13 protein-coding genes are annotated in these 14,788 nt (G+C 36.7%); 3 read left to right on the top strand and 10 right to left on the bottom strand.

Features of this window, described 5'->3' with window-relative positions; all coding sequences use genetic code 11:
* The first annotated feature begins 24 nt into the window (after positions 1–24).
* Genes ACTJIP_RS17930 through ACTJIP_RS17940 form a run of 3 tightly spaced genes read left to right on the top strand, consistent with a single transcriptional unit; the run spans position 25 to position 2,055 of the window.
* A complete protein-coding gene (locus ACTJIP_RS17930; protein ID WP_077419540.1) occupies positions 25–405 on the top strand; it encodes a 3-hydroxyacyl-ACP dehydratase in 381 nt (126 codons plus the stop codon).
* The gene (locus ACTJIP_RS17935; RefSeq protein WP_077419539.1) at positions 402–878 is read left to right on the top strand and encodes a hypothetical protein; all 477 of its coding nucleotides are present in this window, start codon (positions 402–404) and stop codon (positions 876–878) included. The genes ACTJIP_RS17930 and ACTJIP_RS17935 overlap by 4 nt, the downstream gene beginning before the upstream one ends.
* A gap of 4 nt (positions 879–882) precedes the next feature.
* Complete coding sequence (locus ACTJIP_RS17940; RefSeq protein WP_077419538.1) at positions 883–2,055, top strand: DUF2062 domain-containing protein; 1,173 nt, start codon at positions 883–885, stop codon at positions 2,053–2,055.
* A gap of 51 nt (positions 2,056–2,106) precedes the next feature.
* Here the strand turns inward: ACTJIP_RS17940 and ACTJIP_RS17945 are convergent, their stop codons facing one another.
* The 10 genes from ACTJIP_RS17945 to ACTJIP_RS17990 form a co-directional block, all read right to left on the bottom strand.
* Positions 2,107–4,749, bottom strand: a complete 2,643-nt coding sequence (locus tag ACTJIP_RS17945) for a T9SS-dependent M36 family metallopeptidase (protein WP_440704906.1) — start codon at positions 4,747–4,749, stop codon at positions 2,107–2,109.
* Between the two features lie 153 nt (positions 4,750–4,902).
* The gene (locus tag ACTJIP_RS17950; protein WP_228408920.1) at positions 4,903–6,156 is read right to left on the bottom strand and encodes an alpha/beta hydrolase; all 1,254 of its coding nucleotides are present in this window, start codon (positions 6,154–6,156) and stop codon (positions 4,903–4,905) included.
* 6 nt (positions 6,157–6,162) lie between these two features.
* Complete coding sequence (locus ACTJIP_RS17955) at positions 6,163–6,528, bottom strand: hypothetical protein (protein ID WP_180564749.1); 366 nt, start codon at positions 6,526–6,528, stop codon at positions 6,163–6,165.
* On the bottom strand, positions 6,525–8,213 hold the full coding sequence (locus ACTJIP_RS17960) for a C45 family autoproteolytic acyltransferase/hydolase (protein WP_440704907.1): 1,689 nt from the start codon (positions 8,211–8,213) through the stop codon (positions 6,525–6,527). The genes ACTJIP_RS17955 and ACTJIP_RS17960 overlap by 4 nt, the downstream gene beginning before the upstream one ends.
* A 1-nt stretch (position 8,214) precedes the next feature.
* Positions 8,215–9,741, bottom strand: a complete 1,527-nt coding sequence (locus ACTJIP_RS17965) for a phytoene desaturase family protein (protein ID WP_077419534.1) — start codon at positions 9,739–9,741, stop codon at positions 8,215–8,217.
* A gap of 175 nt (positions 9,742–9,916) precedes the next feature.
* Complete coding sequence (locus ACTJIP_RS17970) at positions 9,917–10,801, bottom strand: LpxL/LpxP family acyltransferase (RefSeq protein WP_219071888.1); 885 nt, start codon at positions 10,799–10,801, stop codon at positions 9,917–9,919.
* Positions 10,802–10,922: 121 nt separating this feature from the next.
* On the bottom strand, positions 10,923–11,177 hold the full coding sequence (locus tag ACTJIP_RS17975) for an acyl carrier protein (RefSeq protein ID WP_047377388.1): 255 nt from the start codon (positions 11,175–11,177) through the stop codon (positions 10,923–10,925).
* A gap of 4 nt (positions 11,178–11,181) precedes the next feature.
* Positions 11,182–12,402: a beta-ketoacyl-[acyl-carrier-protein] synthase family protein gene (locus ACTJIP_RS17980; protein WP_077419532.1), complete on the bottom strand. Its 1,221-nt coding sequence runs from the start codon at positions 12,400–12,402 to the stop codon at positions 11,182–11,184.
* 1 nt (position 12,403) lies between these two features.
* Positions 12,404–13,135: a 3-oxoacyl-ACP reductase FabG gene (gene fabG, locus ACTJIP_RS17985; protein ID WP_440704908.1), complete on the bottom strand. Its 732-nt coding sequence runs from the start codon at positions 13,133–13,135 to the stop codon at positions 12,404–12,406.
* A gap of 79 nt (positions 13,136–13,214) precedes the next feature.
* A complete protein-coding gene (locus tag ACTJIP_RS17990; protein WP_077419530.1) occupies positions 13,215–14,735 on the bottom strand; it encodes an HAL/PAL/TAL family ammonia-lyase in 1,521 nt (506 codons plus the stop codon).
* Positions 14,736–14,788: the final 53 nt, after the last annotated feature.

Below are 14,788 nucleotides of genomic sequence, written 5' to 3' on the forward strand. Positions count from 1 at the left end.
CATTTAATCTTAAAAAATAAGATCATGCAAACCATTCTTACAGATTTTTATACATTAACATCCTATGAGAAAGCAGAAGACGGAAAGTTTACTGCTCACATCCATCTTAATAAAGACCACGATATTTTCAAAGGCCATTTCCCTGGAAATCCGGTGACTCCCGGTGTTTGTATGATGCAGATCATTAAAGAACTGACAGAGGAATTTACAGATTCAAAATTGTTTCTGAAAACAGCATCCAATGTAAAATTCATGGCAATTATCAATCCTTTTGAAACACCTGATCTGGTACTTCAACTGGATATTAATGAAAGTGAAGAAGATGTGAAAGTAAAAAATATAACTTCTTTTGGCGAGACTATTGCATTAAAATTGTCTGTAAGCTATAAAAAATTATCGTCATGAATCTTATCTTCTCATTCATAACAGCATTTGTCTTTTTCTTTCAGTCTGACCTTGAAACGCTGAGAAACAGCTATGCTAAAGCCAATGAATCTAGCAGTAATACACAAAACTTCATTGAAACCGCGGAAAAACAATCCGGTTCTGATGCGGTGACTGTAGGGTATAAAGCCGCGGCGAAGATTATGGAAGCAAAAGTTGTCAAAAGCAACAGAAAATCGCTGGTTAAAACAGGTGCTACAAGTCTTGAAGCGGTTATCAAAAGTAACCCCAGCAATGCGGAACTTCGTCTGATCAGAATGAGTGTTCAGGAAAACATCCCTAAAATTGTTGGATACCGTGGAAGCCTGAAGGATGATAAAGCATTTCTTCTGAATAATTACAGCAAACAAAATGCAGCATTAAAAAGCTACATCAAAAGGTTTGCAATGCAGTCTAAAACCATTACAGAGGCGGAAAGAGCCACTTTAAAATAAAAGAATGTCCCTTGCTGAAGTACAAAATGCAATTTCTGAAAAGAAGATATGCGTTTTAATACCTACCTACAATAATGAAAAGACTCTGAACAGGGTTATTGACGGTGTTCTCAACTACACCGGAAGTATTATTGTGGTCAATGACGGTTCCACCGATTCTACCCCTCAGATTCTTGCCCAATATCCTCAGATCATGATAATCTCTTTACCGGAGAACAAAGGAAAGGGGAATGCCCTTAAAACAGGTTTTAGAGCGGCAAAGAAATCAGGATATGGTTATGCTATCACCATTGATTCGGACGGGCAGCATTATCCGGATGATATTCCTGTATTTGTAGAGGCCCTTCTTCAGGAAAAAGAGGAGGTTCTTCTGATTGGAAACAGAAATATGTCTCAGGATGGTATTCCCAAGAAAAGCAGCTTTGGAAACCGTTTTTCCAATTTCTGGTTTTGGTTTGAAACCGGAATTAAACTGGAAGATACACAATCCGGTTACAGGCTTTATCCTTTGCATAGAATTCCAAAGAAATATTTTACCCCTAAGTTTGAATTTGAAATTGAAATCATTGTAAGAACCGCATGGAGACATGTTCCGGTAAAGAATGTTCCAATCAAAGTTTTGTATGATCCGGCAGAACGTGTTTCACATTTCCGACCTTTCAAAGATTTTACGAGAATCAGTATTCTGAATACAATTCTGGTAACGATCACTTTATTTTATATTATTCCTAGAAATTTTCTGAATAATTTCAAAAAAAAAAGCTTTAAAAAGTTCATTCAGGAAGATGTCTTAGAAAGTGACGGAAGCAACCGTACAAAGGCCTTTTCTATTGCATTGGGAGTCTTTATAGGACTTTCACCGTTCTGGGGGTTTCAGACACTTTTAGTCATCAGTTTATCTGTACTTTTTAAACTCAATAAAGTACTTGCATTTGTGGCCTCCAATGTGAGCCTTCCTCCGTTTATTCCTTTTATTATTGCGACTTCTCTGTTTCTGGGTGCTCCATTTGTAAGTGGTGACAGCGATATTTTAAACCAGGATTTAAACTTTGAACTGATTAAAAACAATCTGGTACAATATATCATCGGCAGTTTTATCTTAAGCACTACACTTTCTGCTATTGCAGGGATAACTTCTTTTCTGTTTCTGAATAAAGTAAGCCCGGAAAATAATTAAAAAAGCCCGGAACAAAGTTCCAGGCTCATCACAATTAGTTATTATGATTTCTTATTTAGAAACAATAATCTTTTGAGAATAATCAATTGAGTCGTTATTGACTTTTACAATATAAGCTCCATTGATCAACTTTTCTGCACTGATCGTATTCTGCTTATTAAGGTTGATACTTTCCTTAGAAATCAGTTTTCCTGTAAAATCATAGATAGAAACTGTAGTGATTCCTGATAACTTTAGATCAGATGGAGTTTTTATCGTGAATTCATTTCTTACAGGATTTGGATAGATCGATATTCCTTTAGAATCATTAATTTCTTTTACGGCCAATGTAGCACATTCTGCAGGGATTGTAAAATCTTCAACCTGATCACTCATTTCCGGCAAAGGTTGATTAGCACCAAATGCTAAACCGTTAAGAGCACCCGCAGAGGCATTCACCCCTAATCCTCTTTTAGCAAATGTAGTCCAGATCATACATTTATTTTGTCCTCCAGTGGATGCCTGGTCAGCAGCAAGAATTGCATCTCTTCCCTGTACAAACGTAGGATTACATGGCTGTAGTTTAAGAGCATCCATTACCAGCTGTAGAACTTTCGCACTTCCACTGTTCGGATCTGCCAGAACATTACTGTTATATCCATATTTATCTACATATTTCCAGTTAAGATCCCAAAGCATTGAAGCCCAGATAAATCCTATGCTATGAACATCCGGAACAGTAAGTGCTCCAACAACTGGATTATTTGCATTTACTTTCATCCCGTTAGTACGGCCATATGTATAATCATTGATTGTAAAATCAGGTGAATATTTTGCAGGTCTTATTCCTAATCCTGTAGTTCCTTCCCCTGAAACAAAAGTCCCTACACCTCTTGCAATGGTAGAAGTATCTCCAGGTCTAGTTGTCATCATCAAGGCAAAGAAATCCGACCACCCTTCTCCCATCTGCTCATTAGATGAAATATAAGATAAACATGAACTTCCTGTTCCCGTAAGACGATTGGAAATACCGTGGCCATACTCATGACTGATTACTCCATTATCTAAACTTGCATCTTTATAAACCGCAGTTGTCTTTAATGTTGCATTTCCTACAATACCGTTAGTTAGGTCATTCACCAGAAACTGACCTTCTGACATACCAACCATAATGGTAGGAATTGTAATGGTAGCATCTGTTCCTCCCATTCCTACAGGAGTATTGCTTGACGGGTGGTATTGTATAACTCCTACTGCACCTGCATTCTGTAAATTCTTTGTTTTAACAGCAAACCCACATCCTGCAGCATTTACCACTGCAATCTTTCCTATAAGGCTTCCAGCTGTAACCGCTGTACATGCATCAGCTGGAGTAGAAAGAGCAAGATCTCCTGTCACAGGCGGATTACCCATAATCTGAGGTCCAAAATTAGCAGTAGTAGCTATTGGAGCTCTGGCAGTATAGGTTGATGGTGAATTGTAATAAAGATACCTTACATTTCCGGCAGGTGAAAAAAGGAACATCTGCATTCTTCCACTGGTTCCATCAGCACCTGGATTAAAGTTGGCATTATTAAGACCACTACCATCTCTTGATTCCGCAAGAACAGGATCGTTACCTGCACCTCCGTTTCCAAAGTTATTTACCTGATAATTTCTTGCAGATTCCGTAAATCCAAACTTATAAAATACATCATGCATTTTATTTGAATTATAGAATAAATTGGTTACTGCTGCTGAAGTATAGGTAGTGTGGGCAGCCGTTACATCTAAAGGAAAATCAAATGCTCTGTTGGCTCCTCCATCAGGAGAGAACTGCGCTATATTAGTATTATTTTCGTCAGTATATGCAAAGGCATTGTTACCTCTTGTTATCGTATAATGGTTAGTTCCATCAGAGTGCCACCCTTCCGGTGAAGCTGTCAGATCCCATGGATTTGTAAGCAGTGTTCTTGCACCAAATGTAGGTGCTTCCGTAGGGAATGCGAACACATTATAAGAAGCATTATCTGGTACTAATACCAAGTTTGCAGAATTCTGAAGGTTTGCAGCTGCTATATTGGCAGGAAAAACAACTTGAGTATTTTGTAATGGTGATCCGGCATGATGATCAAAGGATTCATCGTGAAAGCTACATGATAAAGTGGTATTTTCCTGATATAAAATAGTAGCATCCTCTGTACTTACGATGGTATTCCATACATTACCAGTTCCTTTTTCTTCAACATAAAACTGATACCCAAGGATCAACTCACCTCCTTTTGCAAAATAAACAGCATTAGCCGCTATCGGACTTTCTTTCCCATCAATATTCTTTACGGAAGACAATCCGTTCAGTTTTTCAATTGTGGATGCTACTAAAACGTCTTTTCTGCCACTTTCTTTACCTTTAATTGCAGAAGGATAATTCTTAATAAAAGTATCTGCAAAGTTTAAAACTTTTCCGTCTCTGATTAAAACATTGGCAGAACTTCCGAAAACAGGGATTCCGTTAATCGTTTGCTGTATGCCTACAACATCTCCATTTAAGCTCTTTGAAGGATCTATATTAATGATTTTAAATGTTTTCAGTTCCGGGCTTACTCTCTGGAATGAGCCTTGAGCAAAATTGATATAATCCTTAATTGTCTGTTCATATTTTTGAGCAGATACTATCCCTGCACCGAAAAGTGAACAAAACAACAACAGCTTAACACTAAGTCGAAATTTTTTCATTTAGATTACTTTTTAACAAATATTAATAGATTTAATAGTTAGTAGAAAAACAATCTGAAATGTTACATAAATATATGTAAATTATTAAAAACACATAAATCACACCAAACAAACGTATTCATTTATTATAAATTTCATAAAAAGGAAAAGAAATTATTTCAGAATAAACTGTGTAAGGTCTTTTAAAAACTGTTCATCCACCTTCCCCTTTGTTTCATAATCCTTTGGAGATGGTTTTCCGGAACCTGCAATGAATAAATGACTTAATGTTGGATAAAATTTAAAAACGGCTGTTTTATCATTTTTCAATGTTTCTTTCCACAGGTTGAAATCTTTCTCTGTCACCTGATAATCTCTTCCTCCTTGTGCAAAGAACATGGGAGCTTTGATTTTTTTTACCTCTTTAAGCTGATTATAGTCCTTTAAATATTTCCAATACGGAGCAGGCTGCCCCAAAGGAAGCTCTGTTGCTGGTGAATTTAAGTTAAATTGGGGTGAATTTAAAAATGCGACCTGTTTTTTCACTTCCTGAACAGCTTCAGCAGGTACTTTAGCTGGATCCATAGAGTGAAGATATTCGTACTGTTCTACTAATAAATCCTGTAGTGGTCTCGCATTTCCAGCCATAAAAACATACTTCGAAACTTGTGCTTTTTCTGCAATCTTAGGCATCATATAAGCTCCCTGGCTGTGTCCCAGAATGATAATCTGATATCCTTTATACTCAGGATTATTTTTAAAATAAAGAGCTGCATTTACGGCATCATTGATGGTTTCCTCTTCTACGGTAGATTTTTCATTCAATGTCTCAGGGTAAGAATAGTTTCTTTTATCATATCGGTAGGAAGCAATTCCGTTGGCTAAAAGGTATTCTGCAATATCTTTAAAGGGTTTGTTTTCTCCAATTGTTTCGTCTCTGTCATTCGCTCCGGAACCATGAACAAAAATAACCAGTTTCTTTTTATCATTCGACGGAGGAACCAGCAGTGTTCCATTCAGTTCAATACCATCGCTTTTTATTTTCAGTGTAGTCTTCTCATCCGGTTTTTCAAATATTTTGTGAGGAACTAAAAAGAAACCCAGCATTTTATTATTCTCACCAAAAGTAAGCTGAACATCCAGTTTTGTTTTTTCAAATTCGGAATAGTAATAATAGATATTTCCTTCATTATTCACTTCCAGGATATTTTTTAATCCTCCTATCTGTCCCTGAAGCTGTTCTGTGATAGCCTTAAGCTGCTCCACGGGAATCTGTCCTGCTACTGAAGGATCAAAGTAAGAATGTGCTTTTTCTATATTTTTATCTACCAGTAAGGTTTTGATAAAAGTATTTCCGATCTCTTTTCTGTCCTGAGAAAATGATAAGAGAGACCATACAGTAAGGAATAGGGTTAAAAGTTTTGTCATATTCAATTATTTATAAACAATATCAGAAAATGCTAATGGCGTCATCATGATGGTGACAAATATCGCAATAATTACCAGAGCTAATTGCGTTATATGATATATTTTTTCTCTTTCGTTTTCGTCAATTTCAAAAGTAAATTTTATCTTATCCGGCCTACTGATAACCAACCAGATAAAAAGCAGAATAACTAAATTCATAATTACAGGCATTATCAGAAATATTTTACTTCCGTAATTGTCTTTCATATTTCCATATCCATGAATGGTTATGATTTCAGGTATTGAGCTGTAAACCGTACACAAATAAACAGAATAGCCAATAATGATGACAAAGGGAATGCAGAACAGCAGTTTTATATATTTAGGGATCATTTCAGTTTCTTTAAAGTCTTCTTCAGGTATTTTTCTACATTTTTTCTGTCTGGAACAGTCGTAATCTCTTTCGTCAAAGCTTTTTCAAATTCAATTTTTGCCTTTAAGTATTCTTTTTTGTTAAAATAATATTTTCCTGATTGATAGTAGACCAGCCAAAAATCCGGATTCATAGATTGATAAGAAGGGATAACATCATCTGTTAACAGTGTATTTTTATCGTCGGCAGCCTCATTTATTTCTTTACCGTACATTTTAGACAATTCATAGTTTTGGAATTCTTCAGAATCTGCGAAGGGATCATGTGGAATATTCAGACTTGATTTTGAAAAGTCATCAGGCTGCAATCCTTTTTCTGAAAAGATTTCGTTCAGATCATAACATACAAATTCTCCAAGCTGATAAGGATTTGAAGACACCCAGACCAGTTTTTTCTGAGGCGAAAATATAACGGCATGATGTGCCAAGAGCTGATTGAGTGCTTTTTCATTACCATAACCAATACTTTCATCCTTTAAACCGGATCTGTTCCTTAAAATGGAAGCCATCTTTTCCGGGGTCATCTTTTTTTCTTCCTGTAAAAGCTCCTGAAGTCTTTCATAACGGTATTCAGAATGGCTTTCTTCAATATGTTTCTGATTTCTTTTATCATCTTTATAGGCGTCAGACTGGAAATGATTGGTGCAAAGAACCCTGCTGGTATTTTGTACTCTGTACACTCCGAAATTTTTAGGTGAAACTTCAATGATGACTGCATTTTTATCCGCAGCACTTCCCACAAGAATGGATTCTGAAACAAAAACTTTCCTTTTTTTAGCAATGGCAATCGCTTCCTCAATATTTTTAGCATATTGCAGAATTTCTCTTGTAACAAGGGAAATAGGCGTTTTTGCCGTTAAAGGAATTTTTGATTTTCCAGCGTTAATAGTTACTGTAATTCCTTCTTTATTCATCCCGGACACCACACCAATCATTCCCGGCCAGCTTACTGACATGTATGGGATTCCTTCTTCCGGCTGAACAAATTCTACCAACTTATTTTTTGCAAAATCATCTCCTACATAAAAATCGAAATTTCTTCCGATCAGCAGATCACCATCTTCTGTATTTTCATTCCAAACCGCAAGAGAAGTACAGCCTACCATAGCGAGATCCTGCATTGCATGCCCAATATCATGAGCTCCATGCAGGTAAAGGTTTCTTAAATATTTCGGAGCGATAAAATCATATTGATCAGATGAATATTGTGACAAACCATACAATTCTGCCTGATAATCTTCTCTTACATTGAGATACATTTTTCTGTTGTACCATTTTAAAAAGCCTCTTAGCAGCCTCTGCTTAAATTTTGACGGTACAAATCCTTCAACTTTTGAAAAGAAGATTCCTTCCTGTTTCTGCATTAAACTTTGAGTCAATGCTCCATTATTATATCCCAGCTGCAAAGGATTTCCTTTGATATAAAGTTCCCAGAGCTGCTGCTTGTTTTTTGTAAGGTAATTCTGATTATAACTGAAAGTACTGTCATTGATACGGGCTACTTTCGGAACCTCCAGCGAATACTGTTTTACATCAGGAATATGACGGATAGATTTTGATATTCCGCAGGAAGTGAGGAAAAAACAAAAAGCAAGGTAAAGAAGAGTTCTTTTATAGGATGAATAAATGGAATTCGTTTTTTTCACTTTAGTTTTTATTAATCATTTGTGTCAACCGAATATCTATAGTCTCTTTTCCTAAGATTTCCGCACACGTATTAAAAGCACCAATGGTAACACCTAAAATCCCGTGCATATTAACGGATTGTCCGGTAAGAAACAGATTGTCGATTTTGGTACGGGGAGAAACCATTGTTTTAAGAGGATTCTCCGAGCTTTTCATGTATCCGTACATATTTCCTTCAAAATTCCCGATATAGTCACGGTAAGACAAGGGAGAAGAAGTATATATTGTTTTGATGGCATGCCTTAGATTAGGAATTTTCTTTTCCAGAGCATCAAGCATTTTTTCTGTTTTTTCAAGTTTAAATCTTTCATACGCTTCTCCTCTTTCATGCTCATCCGCTACGGTATTGAATGTATTTTCCCATTCTTTAACCTCATCAAAATCCATATAGGAAATTGCAGTCAGACTTTCTGCAAATTCAGGATGATGCTTCGAGGGCGTGGATGAAAGCATATAGGTTTCCGGCCATGATTCTTTCCGGTAACGGAATGCATTCCAGACCTGTTCTTCTGATGAATAATGATATCTGTTGTAATTGAAATTCGGAAGACTGTGAGGTCTTAAAACCAGATAAATACTAAAGCATGATGAAACCGGCTTCCAGCTCAAAACCCTGTTCAGAAAGGATTTCTTAAGTCTTTCCTCTCCAATTAGTTTAATAGTGGAACGAATCTCTATATTTGAAATAAACTGTTTTGCTGAATATTCTTTTCCTTCTTTCGTTTTTACGGATACCAGTACATTATTTTCATTAAAAACAAAGTCCGAAACTTCTGAATGTTTGTGTATTTCCGCTCCATATTCCCGAAGTTTTCTGATCAGAAGTTTAGAGATCTGGCTGCCTCCTTTTACACATTTGTAGGCGCTTTGGATATAAGAATTTACCGTTAAAGCATGTACATAGAAAGGTATATCTTCAGAGTCTCCGGCATATAAAAAATTGGAACCCAGTAAAACAGCCTGAAGCCTTTTGTTCTGGGTAACGGATTCAATAAATCTTTTGGTATTAAGATGCAGTATTTCCTCGTTGTAATTATCTTTTCCTACCACATGATATCTTGGAAACTGGCTGCAGACATACTGAATCTCTTCACAGTAGTTTTCAAGGTTTACTTTCTCTTCAGGAAAATACTTAGAAAGCTGCTCAACGAAATTCTGATAGCCCTGTGCATGTGGATATTCTATTTCATCTTCTCCAAAACTGATCCTGTCATAGCCATCTTCATCCATCAGCTGAAGCTCCAGATCATCCATAATTTCCAGATAGGAAAAGAAGAGGTTCAGATTCTGCCCTTTGGACAGCCCTCCGAGATAATGGACACCTGTATCAAAAATCAGTTTGTCCCGTGAAAAGGTCTGCAGATTTCCTCCGTATTGATTATTTTTCTCAAGAACACACACTTTCATACCTTCTTTCGCCAAAATAAGAGCCGAAACAAGACCTCCCAATCCGCTGCCGATTACAAGTATGTCATATGCTTTCTTCAAAAGAGAACGTGCTTTTAATAATTAAGAAACAGGGAATTTAAGATATTTAAAGATTACTTTGGTACAGTAAACAAAGAAATTTTATTTGGAAAATACTATTTAATGATCTTAATTCTCAGTAAATCTTAATGGTTTTTAGTTTTTCGTTTGTTTTTATGGGATAAAAATAGAAAAATTAATCAACATCATCCCAAAAATCAAAATAATTAAACCATTGAAGAGGATATTTTTTCACCATGGTTTCAAGATTCTGAACATAAGACTGCAAAAGCCCTTGTGAATCTCGGTTTTTGATATTCTGGGCCACTCTTGCATACAGATGATAATGAAGATTATTTTCTTTCATTACATAGACATAGATCACAGGAACTCCTAATCTTGAGGCGATCATAAAAGGACCCGCCGGAAACTTTGCGCTCTTTCCCAACAATTCTGCCTCCAGATATTTGGATCCTTCAAAATAACGGTCTCCGGTGAAGCAAATCAGCTCATTTTCGGATAAAGCTTTATTGATCTCAAAGATATGCGACATATCTTCTTTTACATAGATGAACTTGATATTACTTTCTTTTACGGCAACGCTCTCCAGATATTCTTTAATCACGGTAACTTCCTGATCTGTGGTCACGAGATTGATCTGGCAGTCGAAGTCGATATCTGCAAAAAAATGCTCTGCAATTTCAAAATTACCGATATGGGCACTGATCAGCACTCCTCCTTTTTTAGCACCTAAAAGATCTCTGAGATTTTCAATACCGTCAAACTCATAAGTGTATTTGCCTCTGAGCCCGGCAGAAATTGCCGTTTTATCAATCAGAACTTTTCCGAAGGTAAAATAACTTTTAAATATAAAGGCTTTGGATTTCCAGTATCCATAGTTCAGTCTTTTCTGAAAGTAATACCGTATATATTGATTACTCTTCTTCTGAAACAGTGAATAATAGGCTGCTACAAAGTAAAGCACCCCATATGAACTTCTGATTCCGATATTTCTAATACACCAGACGAATATTCTGTATCCGAGTACTGTTCCTTTAGATTTACCTTTCCACTTGTTCATATATAGAATTTAATATAACAGAGAACCAATGTAATAATACCTTTTTTAAAAGTAACCGTTACCGGATCACCCTGATATTATTACATTGGCCCATTTTATAGAATAAAGATTTACTCAATAACTAAGCGTTTTTTTCAGCAATCTTATTTTCAATCGTTGTATAGAAATCATCAAATGTTACCATTTTTTTGAAATCAGCTTCTCCTAATTTCACGCCGAAATTGGATTCGATCACGACTACCATGTCGATATAATCCAGGCTGTCTAAGCCCAGTGTATTTTTAAGGTTGGCATCATTACTGATTTCGTCTCCGTCTACCTCGAATTCGTTTACCAGAAAATCATTAACGATGGCAACAATTTTTTCCCTTTCCATGTTTTTAATCAAATTTTTTTACTATTAGTGCAGAATTGGTTCCCCCAAACCCAAAAGAATTCGACAAAAATACATCAATTTTTTGATTTTTTGTTTTTGCGACCAAATTTATCTTTTGTGCTTCATTATCAGGATTTTCCAGATTAATATTGGGAGCTACAAAATCGTTCTGCATCATCAGAATAGAGTAGATCACTTCACTTGCACCCGCCATCCAGCACTCATGTCCGGTCATAGATTTGGTAGAACTTACAGGAACTTCACTACCGAAAATCTCATAGATTGCTTTTGCCTCGTTGGCATCACCAATTGGAGTAGAAGTCGCATGAGCATTGATATAATCGATGTCTGAAGCTTTTAATCCTGACTGTTTTAATGCTCTGTCCATGGCCAAAGCAGGTCCGTCTACATTGGGTGTTGAAATATGACCTCCGTTTGAAGAAAAACCGTATCCGATAATTTCTGCAATGATTGGAACACCTCTTCTTTGGGCAGATTCTAAGCTTTCAACAATCAGACTGGCAGCACCTCCGCTTGGAATCAATCCGTCTCTTTCTGCATCGAAAGGTCTGGATGCTTTTGTGGGTTCATCTTCTCTGGCTGAAAAAACTCCCAGCCCGTCAAAGCTCGCCATAGAATATTTATTAGTTTCCTGAGCACCGCCACAGATAATCATGTCCTGAAAACCATTTTTGATCATCATATAAGCCAGTCCCAATGAATGGGATCCACTTGCGCAGGCTGCACTGATGGTAAGATTGATTCCTTTCAGTTTAAAAATAGTTGAAAGGTTCATTGTCACTGTTGAATTCATTGATTTGAAGATCGCTCCCGACCCCATCAATGTAGTATCTTTCTTTTCCCTGGCAATATCAATAGATTCTACGACTGCCTGGGAAACACTGTCGTTTCCATATAAAATTCCCACTTCATGAGAATTCAGGAACTCTTCATCCAGATTCGCCTGCTTCAATGCATCCATAGTAGCCAGATACGCATATTCGCTTTCTTCTCCCATACTGATACGCTGGCGTCTGTTTAAGAGGTTTTTCAGATCGGGTTTTGGAACAACTCCTGTAAGGCCAGACCTGAAACCAAATTCTTTTCTATCCGGATCTAAAACAATACCGGATTTTCCTTGATATAGGGATTCCCTGACCTCTTCTAAAGACGTCCCGATGCAGGAATAAATTCCCATTCCGGTAATTACAACCCTATTTTCCATGTTATGAATAAATTCCTCCGTTAATATTAATCACTTCTCCTGTAATGTAAGAAGATTTTTTAGATGCTAAAAATGCTACAAGATCCGCCACTTCTTCCGCTTCTCCAAATCTGTTGGCAGGAATCATTGCTTTCAGTTCTTCTTCATTAAAGTCCTGGGTCATATCTGTTTTGATGAAACCCGGAGCAACAGCATTTACGGTAACATTTCTTTTGGCAACTTCCTGAGCAAGAGCTTTTGTAGCACCTATCACAGCTCCTTTTGCTGCAGAGTAATTCGTTTGACCGGCTGTTCCTTTTACACCGGATACCGAAACCATATTGATGATTCTTCCGTATTTGTTACGAAGCAGCTTTTGGATAAAGAAATTAGTTACATTGAAAAATCCATCCAGACTTGTATTGATCACGCTATTCCAGTCTTCTTTCTGCATCCACATAAAAAGGCCATCTCTTGTGATTCCAGCATTATTGACAATAACTTCTACCACTGAATCAGGGTTTCTATCCTGCCATTCAGTTAAAACAGCTTGTGTTTCTTCAGTGTTTCCTACATCAAATTTAAGGATTTCTCCGGTAGCACCCAATTCTTCAACTTTAGCCAATGTTTCTTTTGCTGCCACTTCGTTTGAAGCGTAGTTGATAAGGATATGATAGTTTTTCTCTTCAGACAGTTTTATACAGATTGCTTTCCCGATTCCTCTGGAGCCTCCTGTTACAATTGCACATTTCATGCGTTAGTGTTTATATCGTTTTTAGTTTTTTTAAGTTGAGTGATACGTCTCTTTGAAGACAATCCAGAACAGCAAATAGTTACATTCCTTTAAGATATCTCTTTACTTCCTCCAGATACGGATACATTACCATATCATCTGAGAAAGCAGGAATTATTTTTCTGATTTCATCATACAGCTCTTTTGTAGAGGATGAAACTTTATCCTGGAACCCAAGATATTCAACAGCCTGAATAATCGTAATCGCTTCGATTGCTAATACTTCAAAGGCATTTTCAATCACTTTTCTGCAGATCACCGCAGCATTGGTTCCCATGCTAACGATATCCTGATTATCATTATTGTTTGGAATACTGTGAACATACATAGAATTTGACAGCATCTGGCTCTCCGCCGTTGTAGAGGTTGCCGTAAACTGTACACCCTGCATCCCGAAATTGAAACCTAATTTACCTAAATTTACAAAAGGAGGCAAAATTTCATTGATTTTAGCATTCAGAAGATAGTTCAACTGTCTTTCAGCTAGCATGGTCAGTTTGGTTACCACAATCTTAAGTTTGTCCATTTCCAGAGAGATGTAGTCTCCATGGAAGTTTCCTCCGTGGTAAACATGTTGGTCTTCAACGTTAATGATTGGGTTATCATTGGCAGAATTAATCTCGTTCTCAAGCACCTTTTCTGTATATTCCAACGTATCCAATACCGGACCTAAAATCTGAGGAACACATCTTAAAGAATAATATTCCTGAACTTTTTCCTTGAATACTTTCTCCTGTTCCTCGAAATGAGTATAAAGATGATCTTCTCTTTTTCTGATCAGTTTACTGTCTGCCAGGTGAGCACGCATTCTTTCTGCTACTTTCTGCTGACCGTAATGTTTTTTGGTTCCGTTCAAAGCTTCTGATAAATGATCATCATAAGCCTGAACAATTTCGTTAATTGCACAAGAAAGTCTAAGAGAGATATCTGTAAGCTGATTCGCTTTATAGGCATTCACAATACCGATTCCTGACATTACAGAAGTTCCGTTCATCAAAGCAAGACCTTCACGGATCTCTACTTTTATCGGTTCCAATCCTTCAGTTTCAAAAACCTGTTTTGTAGATTTTCTTTCTCCTTTATAAAAGACTTCTCCTTCTCCTATCAGTACCAAAGCCAGGTGAGCCAGCTGAACAAGGTCGCCGCTTGCTCCTACTCCTCCATGTTCAAATATCAATGGGGTAATATCTCTGTTGATCAGCTCCTGAAGAAGATAGATCACAGACTGATGTACTCCTGAATTCCCTAATGATAAAGTATTCAGTCTTGCCAGCATACATGCCTTCACCTCATCTGCAGGTAAAGGGTTTCCAATTCCTGAAGAATGGCTTCTTATAAGGTTATACTGAAGCTGGTGTGTATCTTCATCACTGATTTTGAACTGAGCCATCGGCCCAAAGCCGGTGTTTACACCATATATTACTTTATTTTTTGAAAATTCCTTTAAAAACTGAAAACTCTTATCCACTCTTGATAAAAGTGATTCATCCAGTTCTATTTTTTCATTCTCAATGATAATTTTTTGAAAGTCTTTCAGTTCTAAAAAGTTATTTATTTTCATCAATTAAAAGTAATAGTTGATAATTTTGTAAAATATTAATTATTTGTCACTAA

This window comes from Chryseobacterium sp. 22543, assembly GCF_052044565.1.
GTDB lineage: Bacteria > Bacteroidota > Bacteroidia > Flavobacteriales > Weeksellaceae > Chryseobacterium.

Coding starts and splice junctions, on each gene's coding strand:
- ACTJIP_RS17930 (WP_077419540.1), top strand. CDS start 25: ATGCAAACCATTCTTACAGATTTTTATACATTAACATCCTATGAGAAA.
- ACTJIP_RS17955 (WP_180564749.1), bottom strand. CDS start 6,528: ATGATCCCTAAATATATAAAACTGCTGTTCTGCATTCCCTTTGTCATC.
- ACTJIP_RS17940 (WP_077419538.1), top strand. CDS start 883: ATGTCCCTTGCTGAAGTACAAAATGCAATTTCTGAAAAGAAGATATGC.
- ACTJIP_RS17950 (WP_228408920.1), bottom strand. CDS start 6,156: ATGACAAAACTTTTAACCCTATTCCTTACTGTATGGTCTCTCTTATCA.
- fabG (WP_440704908.1), bottom strand. CDS start 13,135: ATGAAATGTGCAATTGTAACAGGAGGCTCCAGAGGAATCGGGAAAGCA.
- ACTJIP_RS17980 (WP_077419532.1), bottom strand. CDS start 12,402: ATGGAAAATAGGGTTGTAATTACCGGAATGGGAATTTATTCCTGCATC.
- ACTJIP_RS17970 (WP_219071888.1), bottom strand. CDS start 10,801: ATGAACAAGTGGAAAGGTAAATCTAAAGGAACAGTACTCGGATACAGA.
- ACTJIP_RS17945 (WP_440704906.1), bottom strand. CDS start 4,749: ATGAAAAAATTTCGACTTAGTGTTAAGCTGTTGTTGTTTTGTTCACTT.
- ACTJIP_RS17990 (WP_077419530.1), bottom strand. CDS start 14,735: ATGAAAATAAATAACTTTTTAGAACTGAAAGACTTTCAAAAAATTATC.
- ACTJIP_RS17935 (WP_077419539.1), top strand. CDS start 402: ATGAATCTTATCTTCTCATTCATAACAGCATTTGTCTTTTTCTTTCAG.
- ACTJIP_RS17975 (WP_047377388.1), bottom strand. CDS start 11,177: ATGGAAAGGGAAAAAATTGTTGCCATCGTTAATGATTTTCTGGTAAAC.